A 13563-nucleotide genomic window follows, 5' to 3' on the forward strand; every position below is an offset into this window, starting at 1 on the left:
ATCCTTTGTGAACAGGAGTTCTCATGAAACCAGCCCTACCCAGATACACCGATGTCCTGATAATACTGGTCAGCTCAGTCATCTTTCAGGTTCAGGCTCAGGCCAGAACGTCGGTTTCGGCGGCTACCGGCAACATCGCTCAACTCGCAGTGGTCACGCCGGTCAAAACCTGTGCTGCGTTACGCGATGCAGACCTCAGTGATATTGGCGGGCAGGGTAGCCGCGTGGTGACAGCCAGCGAATCCACGCGCGATGGCATTGCAACGTGTGTGGTGGAGGGGCGGCTGGCACCGGAGATCGGTTTCAGGCTTGAACTGCCAACCGGCACTTGGGCGCAACGTTACCTGCAAGTCGGATGTGGCGGGCTGTGCGGCAACATCAACACCACCGTGCGTGCCGCCGAGCGTTGCAGGCCGCTGAACACCGGCGCGTTCGCGGTGGCAGCCACCGATATGGGGCATCAGGCAGCAGATGCCACCTTTGGCGATGATCCGCAAAAGCGCGTCGACTTCGCCCACCGCGCCGTTCACCTGACGGCGCTGGCGTCGAAGAGGCTCATCACAACCTTTTACGGGCAGAAGGCCGAATATGCCTATTTCAGCGGCTGTTCTGATGGCGGACGCGAAGCCCTGATCGAAGCTCAGCGTTACCCTGACGACTTCGACGGCATCATTGCCGGTGCCCCGGCGCTCAACTTTCAGGTGCAGAAAACGCTCTATCACGGCTGGATGACCCAAGCCAATACCGGACCGGACGGCAAACCCATCCTGCTGGCCTCAAGACTGCCGCTGCTGCACAAGGCGGTACTGACCAAGTGCGATGTGCTGGACGGGCAGATTGATGGCCTGATAGCAGACCCGCGTGTCTGTGATTTCGACCCTGCTGTAGTGCAATGCACGACAGCTGCGGACACCGCGCATTGCCTCAGCGAGGCGGAAGTCACTGCGGTCAAGCGTTTCTACGATGGGCCGAAAGACCCTGCCAGCGGTGAGCGCTTGACCCTCGGTGGCCCGCAGCCCGGCTCGGAGCTGGCCTGGGCAGGCGTGTTCATCCCGGTGACCGTCGACCAGACGGTCTATAGCGAAAAGGCTGCGTCCGAAGCCATTCGCAATGTGGTCTTCGAGAAAAACCCCGTAGCGGACTTCGATCTGCGCACGCTGAGCATCGACAAAAGCACCTTTGACAAGCTGCGCCCGTTGCACGCGCTGTACGACGCCACCAGCCCTGATCTGTCCTCATTTGCCAACCGTGGCGGCAAGCTAATCCTCTGGCACGGCTGGGCCGACCCGAACATATCGCCGATCAATACGCTGGCCTACCACGAAGCCGTCGAAGCGCAGATGGGCAAGGCCCGCACTGAATCTTTCGAGCGTCTGTACATGCTGCCCGGCGTTTACCACTGCGGCGGCGGGGAAGGGCCGAGCCTGGTCGACCTGCTGACACCGGTGATGGCCTGGGTCGAAAAAGGCTAGGCACCCGACGCCATCGTCGCTCGGCAGGCGACACCGGACAAGGCGAGCAACAGACAGATCCCGGCACCGCAGTCGGCGGCTGCGTCCCTGATCAAGGATGACGTCGCCAACCGGGGTCGCACTCGCCAGGTGTTCCCCTATCCGTACCTGGCCGAATATGACCACAAAGGCTATTCAAAGCGCGCCAGCAGCTATCAGCGTGCAGAGCCTCTGACCACAGTAAAAACACCGCAATGGATGGGTTCGGCATTTTTCCGGCCATATGCGCCCCTTGAACGCTATACCGACCGGTAATTATTTTCTCCTCGTTCTTGACATGGCCCGCGAAGCAGTAGAGAATTGCGTCCATTCCTGAACGCGGAATTGAAAAAAACCCTTTAGATTCAATGGGTTGGAAGCCAAAGAAATAGTGGTTTCCATGCAGTTCAAAATACGTTCAATGTTGAAGTGGAACATTTGACGTTTGAGGCCGAGTAGCAAAATGGTTATGCAGCGGATTGCAAATCCGCCTACGCCGGTTCGATTCCGACCTCGGCCTCCACTATTTGAAAGCCCCGCAGATTAACGTCTGCGGGGTTTTTTATTGGGCGGCGTTTTATATTTCCGATGTAAAAGGGCAATCCTGGGACACTGCCAAAGTTGATTCCCTCGCTAATACGGTGGCCTGCATCTCGTGAAGCTCCGCCTCATCTGTCTTCATATACCTGTCTGCTCGATGATGAGCTGCACGATTATTGCTAGTCAGGCCTGTCCAGCCCAATAAGCTCAATCGAGGTGATGTCCATGAGCAAGCCCCTTGTCCGGTGGCCGATCAATCCGCTTAGGGAGGCGCTGATTTATTCGATTTTTCGTCCCTGCAACGCTCTGGAGGCCTTGATTTATCTGGGGGCAACAGCTGGGTTTTAGAATAAATCAGCGTCTCCTTAGAACAGCCGTCATCGTGGTCGACATGCAAAAAGTCTTCTGCGAGCCCGCTGGTGCACTGTATGTAAAAAATACCGCTGACATTATCCGGCCTATCCAGACGTTGCTGGACGCTGCGCGCGCCGCTCAGGTGATGGTGATCTATCTGCGCCATACAGTGCGTGGCGATGGTTCGGATACCGGGCGTATGCGCGACCTGTATCCGAATGTGGACCAGATACTTGCGCGCCACGACCCTGATGTCGAAATCATTGATGCGCTTGCGCCCGAGTCGGGCGATGTGATCATCGACAAGCTGTTTTACAGCGGCTTCCATGACACTGATCTGGACACGGTACTGCGCGCCAGAGACGTCGATACAATCATTATTTGCGGGACGGTGACCAATGTGTGTTGCGAAACCACCATCAGGGATGGCGTGCACCGTGAATACAAGGTTATCGCGCTGAGTGACGCAAACGCGGCGATGGATTACCCGGACGTGGGGTTTGGCGCTGTTTCGGCGGAAGAGGTTCAGCGCATATCGTTGACAACCATTGCCTACGAGTTTGGCGAGGTCACTACCACGGTGGATGTCATCCGGCGTATCGAAGGCGCATAGCGGCAGCGGTGCGACCGTGCGCAGTTATGGCTCGTTTCGGGTGTTTACGCATTCAAACCATGCGCTCTGTTTCAGACCGTTTGATCTGATCATAACGCATGGTTTGGCTAACTCTTTGTATATCTGACAGATTCATCCGGTGGCACAGTTTCTGCTCTTGCCTCGCTGACCTTCACCCTCGCCGGTGAGCCTTGTCCGTGTTGTGTCAGCTAGAGGAATCAGCCGTATGACTCTGCACTATGTGCCCATCATCAACCTTGCACCCTATTTTTCAGGAACACCGGACGGCAAGGCAGCCGTGGCGCAGGCGGTCAATCAGGCGTGCAAGGACATCGGATTTCTGGTGATCACCGAACACCAGATTCCCACGGAATTGATTGAGCGAGTCTCGTGCCTGACCCGACAGTTCTTCGATTTGCCGCTCGCCGAAAAGCGCAAGGTCGACCGGCCAAGCCCGGAAATGGTGCGTGGCTACAGTGCAGTGGCCGAGGAAAGCCTGTCGTATTCGCTGGAAGAAAGCGCCCCGGGTGATTTGAAGGAGTCCTTTTCTATCGGGCCCAGTGACGTGCCCGATGAAGACTACTATCACAATGCCGTGGCCGGCCCGCACTTCGCGCCTAACGTCTGGCCTGCCGAGGAGCAGGTACCAGGCTTTCAACAGGCATACCGGGAGTATTTCGAGGCGATGAGCCAACTGGCGCAGTCATTGATGCGCCTTTTTGCCTTGGCGCTTGAACTGGACGAATGTTTCTTCGATGACAAGATCGACCGGCATATCAGCATGTTTCGCAGCCTGAGCTACCCGGACATCAAGACCGAAGTCGAGGCAGGGCAATTGCGTGCCAGTGCGCACACGGACTACGGCAGCCTGACCATCGTGCGCCCCGACAACGCGCTGGGTGGCCTGCAGGTCCGTAACCAGCAAGGCGAATGGGTCGATGTGCCCTAGGGTCTGTTCCCGTTTCACATTGGTAGCCACAGAAAAGCGCAGGCCATTGCTATGACGCTTTCATAGTTTCTCTTGAGTTTGTCAAATCGAGAAGCCACCGCCCGGAAATGCTTCAACCGGGCGAAGGCGTTTTCTACGAGATGTCGATTGCGATATAACCCTTTGTCCAGATCTGCGTTCCCTTTCAGAGAATTGCGCTTTCGTGGAATCACCACTTTGCTGCCTTGCTGCTCGACCTGAGCCCGTATCGCTTCAGTGTCGTAGCCCTTGTCCGCAATGATCACTTCTGCATCGGGCACCTTGGCAATCAACGAGGCCGCCTGCGAACAATCATTGGTCTGGCCTGCGGTCACGTCAAATGCAATAGGCAGCCCACAAGCGTCTACAGCCAGGTGAATCTTGCTGGTGTTACCGGCTCGGCTTTTTCCGATGGCCTGGTCCTGCGTGCTGGCAGCACCTGCGCTGTGCTGATGAGCCTTGGCATAGCTGCCATCAATGAAGACCCACTCCATGTCAGGATCAGTCATCAGCACCTCAAGCACCTTGACCCACTTGCCTGAAGCAGACCAGGCATTGAACCGCTTGTAGACCTTGCTCCAGTTTCCAAACGCTTTCGGCAGGTCTCGCCAAGGGCAACCCACACGCATGCGATACAGCATGCCTTCAACCGTGGTGCGCAAATCTCGCTTGTTGTAGATCGATTCGTGTAGCAAAATTTCTCGTAGCTTCGGCCAGTGCTCATCACTGAGCATTAATCGGGGCATTGCAGGCTCGTATTGGTGTTGTGTGAGAACTCCAACAATACGGGGCTGTTCTCATAAGGATCAATGGGTTACGTGCAAACGGGAACAGACCCTAGGTCGAGAACGGCTTCGTGGTCAATATCGGCGATCTGATGATGCAATGGACCAACGATCAGTGGATTTCCACACTGCATCGCGTGATCAACCCGCCCATGACCAGCGAGCAGGACAACCGCCGCCAATCGCTGGTGTTTTTTCACCAGCCCAACTACGACACGTTGATTCAGTGCCTGCCAGGCTGCCTGCAACCCGGCGCAACACCTCGGCACGCGCCGGTGACCTCGGGTGATCATCTGCTGGCCAAGTTCGTCAAGCAGACGACCTTCGGTGGCAGCAAGGTGGCCTGACATGAACACATTGTCTTACGTCAACGTGTTCGCGCAGGACATCGTCGCCCTGAGCGGTTTCTACTCGGAGCTGTTCGGCTTCAGCGAGGTAGAATCCATCCGCTCGCCGATCTTCCGCGGGCTGGACACCGGCAAGTCCTGCATTGGCTTCAACGCTGCGGATGCCTATGAACTGCTGGGGCTGGGTGAATTCGCTGGCAGCAGCGAGTGCAGATTTCTGCTCAACATCGACGTCGATGAGCAATCCGACGTCGACCGCCTGACGCCGCTGGCAGTGGCTTTGGGGGCAAAGTTGATCAAGGAACCGTATCTGACGTATTACAACTGGTATCAGGCGGTACTGCTGGATCCGGAGGGCAATATATTCCGGATTAACTTTATGCGTTGAGTGCAGCCTTTTCGGATTAACTGCGGGGGCAGGGCGCTGGTAAGTGCCCCCCGTTTCATGTTTTTATCGGAAAATCTACTGGCTGAACTGCTAGCTATCTCGTTCCTGAAAGCAGGTCTTCAATTGATAAACAGGCAAGGCATGCCTGACTCAACAATTGGGGATATGAACATGCATAAATATGATACAGAGCAAGCCAAGCACGGTATGGTGACCAGTCCTGCATCCCGTGGTTCTCACGCCATACTGAAAGAACTGTTGCTGGCATGGGAAGTGGTTGTCATGGAAGGGGGCAAAAATTTTCCGGACGAGAAAGCTGGGCTTGCACACGACTATGAAGGCGTCGATGAACCTAAAACACTCACTCCAATTCCTCCGCTACTGCCGCCTATTGATCCCCCGGCAGACGGGCTCATATTGAGCGGAGGGCAAATTCAGCGGTGGGAATGCGTGAACTTTACGGATGACGAGATTGTTGAAGAAATCAGGAAAAGAGGTAAGGGTGCGGCCGAAAGATGGCCTCGCTTGATCGTTACGCGTGGAACCGACTTTACAGTTGAATGGGCTTACCATGCTGAACATGTTACACGCGGTTATCGGTGGTTTATTACCAAAGAAGGTTGGGATGATACCAAGCGCATCACCCGAACTGCCTTTGAGGGGAAAAACTACGTCGGCGATAACCATTTTAAAATCGACGGCCATGAGGGTCTGATGTGGAGCGATATATCAGATCTGAGTCCTTTCGATAAACATCGGAATGAACTCGCGCCGAAAGATTTCACGTCCGCCAGACTGCCTGACGATAAGTACGGGCATCACGTCATTCTTCTTGTCTGGATCGTTGCCGAAACCGATAAAGGGTTTTATCAAGCGTTTGATGTTGATTTTGGACCGCAGCCTGTTTCTGCTTAGATCGGCAGCGTGACAGCTTGGCGTAACGAAGCTCAGGTTCAATCTGAGGCATGGCTGTAGAGTTGCTCAGGAACCGGCATTGTAGGGATGCCAAACGCATCAAGGGCCTACGCACATAAGCACGTAAGCCCTTGATCTATAAGTGGTGCCCCGAGCCGGGGTCGAACCGGCACGTCCAAAGGACGAGGGATTTTAAGTCCCTTGCGTCTACCAATTTCGCCATCGGGGCGGTAGCGCCAAGGCAGGGAATATATACACCCGGCCCCCATGAAGCAAGCTGGAAAACGACTCAAATGCCACAAGATGCGGCTTTCCTGCCGGTGAAAATTGCTTGGCAAATCATAAGGCTACACTTTCCTGCGGGAGCGAACGCTCAACTTGCCGCTCGACAAGGCTCAGGATTTGCCTTCTTTGGCCACGACGCCGACTTTGTCCGCCAGTAGTCGCAGGTAGCTGGCCAGCGCTACTTCTTCGAGGCGCAAGCCTTTGCGTTGTCTGGAGCGCGGGAGTTTGGCCAGGTTGCCGAGCAGGAAGCCTTCCAGCACTGCCGGATGAATGTAGCATTTGCGGCAGATGGCCGGGGTGTTGCCCAGTTGCTTGGAGACGGCCTTGACCATGTCGACGATGTGCCTCTTGGCGTCGGCTTCCGGCTCCCAATGCAGTTTTTGCAAGGTGGCCAGGGCCAGTGCGCTGGCGGCCCAGGTCCGGTAGTCCTTGGCGGTGAAGTCCGAGCCGGTGAGGCTCTGCAGGTACGCGTTGATGTCCGAAGAGGTCACGGCATGGCGCACGCCGTCTTCGTCCAGGTACTGAAACAGATTCTGCCCCGGCAGTTCCATGCAGCGCTTGATCACAGCGGCGAGCTTGCGGTCTTTTACGCTGACTTTGTGCTCGACGCCGCTTTTGCCGCGAAACTCGAAGAGGATCTGCCCACCTTTGACCGCCACATGCTTGTTGCGCAATGTAGTCAAGCCATACGAGCGGTTTTCCTTGGCGTACTGGCTGTTGCCGATGCGGATCAGCGTCGCGTCGAGCAGTGAAATAACCGTCGCCATGACTTTTTCCCGGCCCATGCCGGGCTGGGCCAGCTGCGCTTCGATCTGCCTGCGGACTTTGGGCAGCGCATGGCCGAACTCGATCAGGCGTGAATATTTGTCCTGATCCCTTATTTCGCGCCAGCGCGGATGATAGCGATACTGCTTGCGACCCCGCGCATCCCGCCCGGTGGCCTGCAAATGCCCCATCGGGTCGGCGCAGATCCACACGTCGGTGTAGGCGGGTGGCACAGCCAGCGCGTTGATGCGCTTGACCTCTGACTCATCCTTGATGCGCTGACCTTTGGTGTCGAAGTAGGCGAATTTTCCGCGCAGTATCTTGCGCGTAAAACCCGGCTGGGTGTCGTCTACGTAGTGCAGGTCACTGGCGGGCTGGCTGAGGGCAGTCGAGTCAGGCATGGCTAAATTCCGAAGGCAGTTAAAAACACTGACCGCGACGCTTGACCGTGGTGCCGTTTATTTCCGCGCAGTACCGGACCTGAGCTACGCCAGCACCGCGACCGCCTTGATCTGCGCCCACAGCGGCTGACCCCGATGCAGGTGCAATTGATCCCGTGAATACCGGGTGATACGGGCCAGCAGGGGCGTGCCGCCTGCGTCCAGTTTCACCAGAACATGCGCCGTGTTGTCGGCCGGCATTTCTTCCAGCACCGTGACCGGCAGTCGATTGAGAATGCTGCTGTGATCTTCGGGCTGCAGGTTCAGGCTGACATCGCGGGCCTGCACCTTGATGCGCAGCGCTGTGCCCGGCGGCATTTCGGCATGGGCGACGCGTATGCACAGCGTGCTGCCGGGCAGCGTGACGCTCAGCAAGTGATACTCGCGGTCATAGGCGCTGACCAGGCCTTCGATGACCACGCCCGCGTCGCCGCCCATGGCCAGTGGCAGGTCGAGTCGCGCCAGGGTTTCCTGAATGGGACCACTGGCCAGCACCTTGCCTTCTTCGAGCAGCACCAGATGGTCAGCCAGGCGTGCGACCTCGTCCTGAGCGTGGCTGACGTACAGCATCGGGATGTCCAGCTCGTGGTGCAGACGTTCCAGATACGGCAGGATTTCGTTTTTACGTCTCGCATCCAGCGCGGCCAGCGGCTCGTCGAGCAGCATCAGGCGGGGACTGGTGAGCAGGGCGCGCGCGATGCCGACGCGTTGACGCTCACCTCCGGACAACGTGTCGGGGCGACGTTCCAGCAGGTGATCGATGCCGAGCAACTCGGTCGCCTGTCGCATCTCAATGCGGCGTTGCGGGCGCAGGATGCGCTTCATCCCGAACTCAAGGTTTGCCCGTACCGACAGGTGCGCAAACAGGCTCGCCTCCTGAAACACGTAGCCGATGGCGCGCTTGTGCGGCGGCAGGAAGATACCTTTTGCGCTGTCCTGCCAGACTTCATCATGGACACGAACAAAGCCGTGTCCGGCTTTTTCCAGGCCGGCAATACAGCGCAGGCAGGTGGTCTTTCCCGAGCCGGAGGGCCCGAACAGTGCAGTGATACCGAAGCCGGGCAGGGTCAGGTCGGTGCTGACGGTGAACTCGGGGTATGCCATTTCCAGGCGCACTTCAATCGGCGAGACCATGACTCAACTCCATCCGGTTCTGGATTTGCTGCTGGAATAGAGCGCCAATAGCACCACAAAGGAAAACACCAGCATCGCGCCGGCCAGCCAGTGCGCCTGCAGATACTCCATAGATTCAACGTGATCGAAGATTTGTACGGATACCACGCGGGTTTTCTCGGGAATGTTGCCGCCGATCATCAGCACCACGCCGAACTCGCCGACGGTGTGAGCATACCCCAGAATCGCACCGGTGATGAAACCGGGCCTGGCCAATGGCAGGATTACAATGAAAAACGTGTCCCACGGCCCGGCGCGCAGGGTCGCTGCCACTTCCAGAGGGCGATTGCCGATCGCGGCGAAGGCGTTCTGCAACGGCTGCACCACGAACGGCATCGAATACAGCACCGAGCCGATCACCAGGCCGGTGAAGCTGAAGGTCAGCGTTCCCAGGCCCAGACTCTGGGTCAGTTGGCCGATTGGCCCGTTGGGACCGAGCAGCAACAGCAGGTAGAAGCCGATCACCGTCGGCGGCAACACTAGCGGCAAGGCGACCACCGCACCGATCGGCCCCTTGAGCCATGAGTCAGTACGCGCCAGCCATAAGGCGGTGGGCGTGCCGATGATCAGCAGGATGACCGTGGTCAGCGACGCCAGCTTGAGTGTCAGCCAGATCGCCGCGATGTCGGCACTTCCCAGTGGCATTTACAGCTGGTATCCGAAGGACTTGATGATCGCCGCGGCTTTCGGGCCCTTCAGGTACTCGACCAGCGCTTTGGCGGCGACGCTGTCCTTGCCCTTGGTGAGAATCACCGCATCCTGCTTGATCGGGTCATGCAGCGAGTCCGGCACGATCCACGCCGAGCCGCTGGTCAGTTTGCCGTCTTTGTAGACTTGCGACTGCGCTACAAAACCCAGCTCCGCATTGCCGGTGGAAACGAATTGATACGCCTGGGTGATGCTCTGTCCCTCGACAAGCTTCGCCTGGGTGGCTTCTGTCAGCCCCAGCTTGCTCAGCACTTGAGTTGCTGCCAGGCCATACGGTGCGGTCTTCGGGTTGGCGATGGACAAATGCTGATACTGATTGGCCTTGAGTACCTCACCCTTGTTGTCGACATAGCCTTCTTTGGCAGACCACAGCGCCAGCGTGCCCACTGCGTAGGTAAAGCGCGAGCCTTTGACGGTATCGCCTTCCTGCTCAAGTTTCGCAGGCGTGGTGTCGTCGGCCGAGAGGAAAACTTCGAACGGCGCGCCGTTCTTGATTTGCGTGTAGATCTGGCCCGTGGCACCGAACGCGGCAACCAGCGTGTGGCCCGTGTCTTTGTCGAAGTCTTTGGCAATCGCTTGAATCGGCGCGGTGAAGTTAGCCGCTACGGCAACCTGCACTTCATCGGCGAAAGCGGAGGAGGTCACCAACGCCGTCAGGGCCAGTGCAGAAAACGTCAGTGTGGCGCGCAGCGTGGTTGATCGCATGAAACAGCTCCTGGGTGACAAAAACGCACGCCATTGAATGAGGCGAATCGCTATATATTAAAATATATAGCGATTAAGCGCTGGTCCGAAAGCACTCTTTCAGCCGCTGCTGAGAATTTTCAGCGCGGTTTCAGCCAGTCGTCGTGTCAATTCGGTGGCTCCCAGGTATCCTCTGAAAAAGCCCATTTTTTTGGAGAGGAACCGGGCTGGAGCGCCTGTATTTACTGGCTTCGACTTTTGAAGAAAAGGCTTTTTCAGACCTTCCCCAGGTGATGCTCCAGCTTCTTCGACGGTGGAGGCTGAAGAAATGATTGTCGCGCCCGTCGCCCTGACCCGATCCAGCAATGCCTGCTTGGGCAGGCCAAAGTGAAAACTCACCACCTCCGGCCGCAGATTCTCGACCAGTGCGCAACTGTCACTGTCGAAAGGCGCACGACTGGATACGGGAGTGGGGGCATCGAAGTCGGCGCCCAACTCTTGGTAGTAAGGTTTGAGAGCCAGTTTCCAGCGTTCAGCGCGGGCATCGTCGCGGGGTGGCGGTTGATGGCAGAAGAAATTCAGATTCAGCGGGGCATTGCTGCTGTGCTGCCGGAAGATCGCCACTTCCTCGAGGATCTGGTCCGGGGTGAGCATGGCGCATGGCAACGAACCGAGGCCACCCGCGTTGGCGACGGCAATCGCCATAGCCGAGCCGGTCGCGCCAGCCATCGGAGCCTGGAGAATGGGCAATGCGATGTTGAATAACTCGAGAATTCGGGTGTCCGGCCAGCGGTTCATACCTGTCTCCGTCGATGGCGCGCGGCGTTAAGCGCCATTGAGCGTGAGGCCGTGACATTTGGCAACCGGCAACGTCGATTGACATAAGAGACGATCAGTCTACTATTGCCCTCATGACTGAATTACCCGTTAAGGCCAGGCGTCCAGGTCGGCCGCCCAAAGTAGACCGTGACAACCTCGAAACCCGCGAGGCGCTTTTGCGTCGCGGTCTGGAAGTGCTGACCGAACAAGGCTTCTCTGCCAGCGGGCTGGATTACATTCTCAAGGAAGTCGGGATACCCAAAGGGTCGTTCTATCACTATTTCGCCAACAAGGAAGCGTTCGGCAGGGCAGTACTGGATGAGTACGCCCGCTATTTTGCGCAACGCCTCGACCGCTGGCTACTCGACGAGTCGATGTCACCGCTTGAGCGTCTGGTCGGCTTCGTGCAAAGCGCCAAAGGCGGCATGGCCCGACACGATTACCGCCGTGGTTGCATGGTCGGCAATCTGGGACAGGAAATCTGCCTGTTGCCGGAAGGGTTTCGTGAGCGTCTGGAGCAGATTTTTCTTGATTGGCAGCTGAAACTTGCCTGCTGCCTGCGCGCCGCTCAAAGCAGTGGCGAGTTGTCCAGCGACGCCGATTGTAACGAACTGGCGGCTTTTTTCTGGATTGGCTGGGAAGGGGCGGTGCTTCGCGCACGGCTGATGAAAAGCGATGTTCCGTTGAATACATTCATCGCCGGTTACCTTCGCGGGTTGCCGCAGTGATTTTTCAGGGCTGATTAAAGACGATCGGTCTAAATTGGAGGCGCACATGTTCAAAGGCATTTTGATCGACAAGGGCGAAGCAGGGTATCGAGTCGACCTGAGCGATATCGACGACGCGCAACTGCCAGCCGGCGATGTAACCGTGCGGGTGTCGCACAGCACGCTCAACTACAAGGATGCGCTGGCGATCACCGGTCAGAGCCCGATCGTGCGCAGCTTTCCCATGGTGCCGGGCATTGATCTGGCGGGCACTGTGGAAGTCAGCGATTCTGACGAATTCAAGGTCGGCAACAAGGTCCTGCTCAACGGCTGGGACGTCGGCGAAATCCACTGGGGCGGCCTGGCGCAAAAGGCCCGCTTGAACAGCGCCTGGCTCATCCCGCTGCCGGATGCGTTCACTGCCGCGCAGTCCATGGCCATCGGCACGGCGGGTTATACGGCCATGCTCAGCGTCATCGCCCTGGAAAAGCATGGTTTGACGCCCGATCACGGCGAGGTGCTGGTGACCGGTGCCAATGGCGGCGTGGGCAGTTTTGCCATCGCTATTCTGGCCCGCTTGGGCTATCGGGTGATTGCTTCTACCGGGCGCGTCTCGGAAAGTGAATACCTGCACACGTTGGGCGCAGCGAAGGTCATCGACAGGGCAAGCCTGTCAAAACCAGGCCGGCCGTTGGGCAAGGAGCAGTGGGCGGCGGCGATTGACTCGGTGGGCAGCCACACGCTGGCCAATGTATGTGCCGGGATTCGTTATCGCGGAGTGGTGGCTGCGTGTGGTCTGGCGCAGGGCATGGAGTTTCCGGGTTCGGTCGCGCCCTTCATCCTGCGTGGCGTGACGCTGGCTGGCATCGACAGCGTTCACCGGCCACGGGCTGACCGGCTGCAAGCCTGGTCAAGGCTGGCGACCGATCTGGACCCCGCGCTGCTTCCTTTGATCAGCCGCGAAATCGGCTTGAGCGAGGTGATCGACATCGCCCCGCAACTGATCGCTGGTCAGGTGCGCGGGCGCGTGGTGGTAGATACCGGACGTTGACGCGACTGTTTGCCAGAGCTCAGGCAGATTCCAGTGCAGCCAGTGTTCTATGCGCCTGAGCGCTGCCGATTCCGGTCTCGCAGGCTTGCAGCGGAGTGTGGCCGGCGAGCGCTGCATTGGCCGTGATCATCCAGCGCCCGGCACACTCGGGCGTGACAAATATGCGCAAGGCATGACTGGCGAGCATCACTACGCGATCCAGACGCTCTGAGGCTACTGCGCCCACGGACTGCTGCTGGCGCTGGCGACGTTCCAGCGTCGAAGCCGACAGGTTGAACAGGCTTTCCATTTGCCGCGGACTCAGGGCGAATGCATCGCGCATCGTGCGCACCCAGGCGGGCGCGAAACCGGCCTGAATATGCGCCAGTCGTTGCGTTTCGCTGCGCTGGCTGAGCTGCGAGGCCAGTAACCAGAAACCGGCCGCTGCCTGGCGATGTTCGGATAGGTGGGTAGCAAAAGTCACAATCAGAAGGCCTGTTGAAAGTCGGCCCAAAAGCCTAACCCAGACGAGGTTGTGTTCAAGCGTCAGGAT

At 57.9% G+C, this 13563-nt stretch carries 11 protein-coding genes, 2 tRNA genes and 4 pseudogenes; 9 read left to right on the forward strand and 8 right to left on the reverse strand.

All coding sequences use genetic code 11. The features are described from left to right. Positions 1-23 precede the first annotated feature (23 nt). From BLT55_RS07660 to BLT55_RS07675, 4 genes and pseudogenes are all read left to right on the forward strand, one after another. A pseudogene (locus BLT55_RS07660) lies at positions 24-1766 on the forward strand (tannase/feruloyl esterase family alpha/beta hydrolase). 173 nt (positions 1767-1939) lie between these two features. Next, positions 1940-2013: transfer RNA gene (locus BLT55_RS07665), tRNA-Cys, on the forward strand. A gap of 339 nt (positions 2014-2352) precedes the next feature. Next, a complete protein-coding gene (locus tag BLT55_RS07670) occupies positions 2353-2997 on the forward strand; it encodes a cysteine hydrolase family protein (protein WP_054998829.1) in 645 nt (214 codons plus the stop codon). A gap of 226 nt (positions 2998-3223) precedes the next feature. Beyond that, a pseudogene (locus tag BLT55_RS07675) lies at positions 3224-3943 on the forward strand (isopenicillin N synthase family dioxygenase); the annotation flags it as partial. A 17-nt stretch (positions 3944-3960) separates the two neighbouring features. Here BLT55_RS07675 and BLT55_RS07680 read toward each other — a convergent pair. Beyond that, positions 3961-4710: an IS5 family transposase gene (locus BLT55_RS07680; RefSeq protein ID WP_082438194.1), complete on the reverse strand. Its 750-nt coding sequence runs from the start codon at positions 4708-4710 to the stop codon at positions 3961-3963. A 95-nt stretch (positions 4711-4805) separates the two neighbouring features. On the opposite strand from BLT55_RS07680, the pseudogene BLT55_RS07685 reads away from it, so the two are divergent. From BLT55_RS07685 to BLT55_RS07695, 3 genes and pseudogenes are all read left to right on the forward strand, one after another. Beyond that, positions 4806-5096, forward strand: a pseudogene (locus BLT55_RS07685) (2OG-Fe(II) oxygenase family protein); the annotation flags it as partial. 1 nt (position 5097) lies between these two features. Continuing rightward, positions 5098-5484 (forward strand): VOC family protein, encoded by a 387-nt coding sequence (locus BLT55_RS07690; RefSeq protein WP_054999975.1) that lies wholly within the window; start codon positions 5098-5100, stop codon positions 5482-5484. 141 nt (positions 5485-5625) lie between these two features. Then, positions 5626-6399, forward strand: a complete 774-nt coding sequence (locus tag BLT55_RS07695) for a lytic polysaccharide monooxygenase auxiliary activity family 9 protein (RefSeq protein WP_054999980.1) — start codon at positions 5626-5628, stop codon at positions 6397-6399. Between the two features lie 143 nt (positions 6400-6542). On the opposite strand, the gene BLT55_RS07700 is transcribed toward BLT55_RS07695, so the two are convergent. From BLT55_RS07700 to BLT55_RS07725, 6 genes and pseudogenes are all read right to left on the reverse strand, one after another. After that, positions 6543-6628: transfer RNA gene (locus BLT55_RS07700), tRNA-Leu, on the reverse strand. Positions 6629-6794: 166 nt separating this feature from the next. Then, a complete protein-coding gene (locus BLT55_RS07705) occupies positions 6795-7850 on the reverse strand; it encodes a DNA topoisomerase IB (protein ID WP_054999976.1) in 1056 nt (351 codons plus the stop codon). 84 nt (positions 7851-7934) lie between these two features. Next, positions 7935-9023 carry a molybdenum ABC transporter ATP-binding protein gene (gene modC, locus BLT55_RS07710; RefSeq protein ID WP_054999977.1) on the reverse strand — a complete coding sequence of 363 codons (1089 nt, stop codon included), beginning with the start codon at positions 9021-9023 and terminating at the stop codon, positions 7935-7937. 3 nt (positions 9024-9026) lie between these two features. Next, a complete protein-coding gene (modB, locus tag BLT55_RS07715) occupies positions 9027-9707 on the reverse strand; it encodes a molybdate ABC transporter permease subunit (RefSeq protein ID WP_054999978.1) in 681 nt (226 codons plus the stop codon). After that, entirely contained in the window at positions 9708-10475 is a 768-nt protein-coding gene (modA, locus tag BLT55_RS07720; protein WP_054999979.1) for a molybdate ABC transporter substrate-binding protein, read from the reverse strand. A 279-nt stretch (positions 10476-10754) separates the two neighbouring features. Then, positions 10755-11252 (reverse strand): annotated as a pseudogene (locus BLT55_RS07725) (NAD(P)H-dependent flavin oxidoreductase); the annotation flags it as partial. Positions 11253-11365: 113 nt separating this feature from the next. Here BLT55_RS07725 and acuR point away from each other — a divergent pair. After that, a complete protein-coding gene (acuR, locus tag BLT55_RS07730) occupies positions 11366-12001 on the forward strand; it encodes an acrylate utilization transcriptional regulator AcuR (protein WP_055001447.1) in 636 nt (211 codons plus the stop codon). Between the two features lie 46 nt (positions 12002-12047). Next, on the forward strand, positions 12048-13031 hold the full coding sequence (gene acuI, locus BLT55_RS07735; protein WP_055001448.1) for an acrylyl-CoA reductase (NADPH): 984 nt from the start codon (positions 12048-12050) through the stop codon (positions 13029-13031). Positions 13032-13050: 19 nt separating this feature from the next. On the opposite strand, the gene BLT55_RS07740 is transcribed toward acuI, so the two are convergent. Further along, positions 13051-13494: an antitoxin Xre-like helix-turn-helix domain-containing protein gene (locus BLT55_RS07740; protein ID WP_055001449.1), complete on the reverse strand. Its 444-nt coding sequence runs from the start codon at positions 13492-13494 to the stop codon at positions 13051-13053. Positions 13495-13563 lie beyond the last annotated feature (69 nt).

Origin of the sequence: Pseudomonas cannabina, from assembly GCF_900100365.1 — a bacterium.
Classification (GTDB): Bacteria; Pseudomonadota; Gammaproteobacteria; order Pseudomonadales; family Pseudomonadaceae; genus Aquipseudomonas; species Aquipseudomonas cannabina.

Excerpts from the sequence above, each read along its gene's own strand:
- BLT55_RS07690 (WP_054999975.1), top strand. The coding sequence starts at position 5,098 with ATGAACACATTGTCTTACGTCAACGTGTTCGCGCAGGACATCGTCGCC.
- modC (WP_054999977.1), bottom strand. The coding sequence starts at position 9,023 with ATGGTCTCGCCGATTGAAGTGCGCCTGGAAATGGCATACCCCGAGTTC.
- BLT55_RS07695 (WP_054999980.1), top strand. The coding sequence starts at position 5,626 with ATGCCTGACTCAACAATTGGGGATATGAACATGCATAAATATGATACA.
- acuI (WP_055001448.1), top strand. The coding sequence starts at position 12,048 with ATGTTCAAAGGCATTTTGATCGACAAGGGCGAAGCAGGGTATCGAGTC.
- modA (WP_054999979.1), bottom strand. The coding sequence starts at position 10,475 with ATGCGATCAACCACGCTGCGCGCCACACTGACGTTTTCTGCACTGGCC.
- modB (WP_054999978.1), bottom strand. The coding sequence starts at position 9,707 with ATGCCACTGGGAAGTGCCGACATCGCGGCGATCTGGCTGACACTCAAG.
- BLT55_RS07705 (WP_054999976.1), bottom strand. The coding sequence starts at position 7,850 with ATGCCTGACTCGACTGCCCTCAGCCAGCCCGCCAGTGACCTGCACTAC.
- BLT55_RS07680 (WP_082438194.1), bottom strand. The coding sequence starts at position 4,710 with ATGCCCCGATTAATGCTCAGTGATGAGCACTGGCCGAAGCTACGAGAA.
- acuR (WP_055001447.1), top strand. The coding sequence starts at position 11,366 with ATGACTGAATTACCCGTTAAGGCCAGGCGTCCAGGTCGGCCGCCCAAA.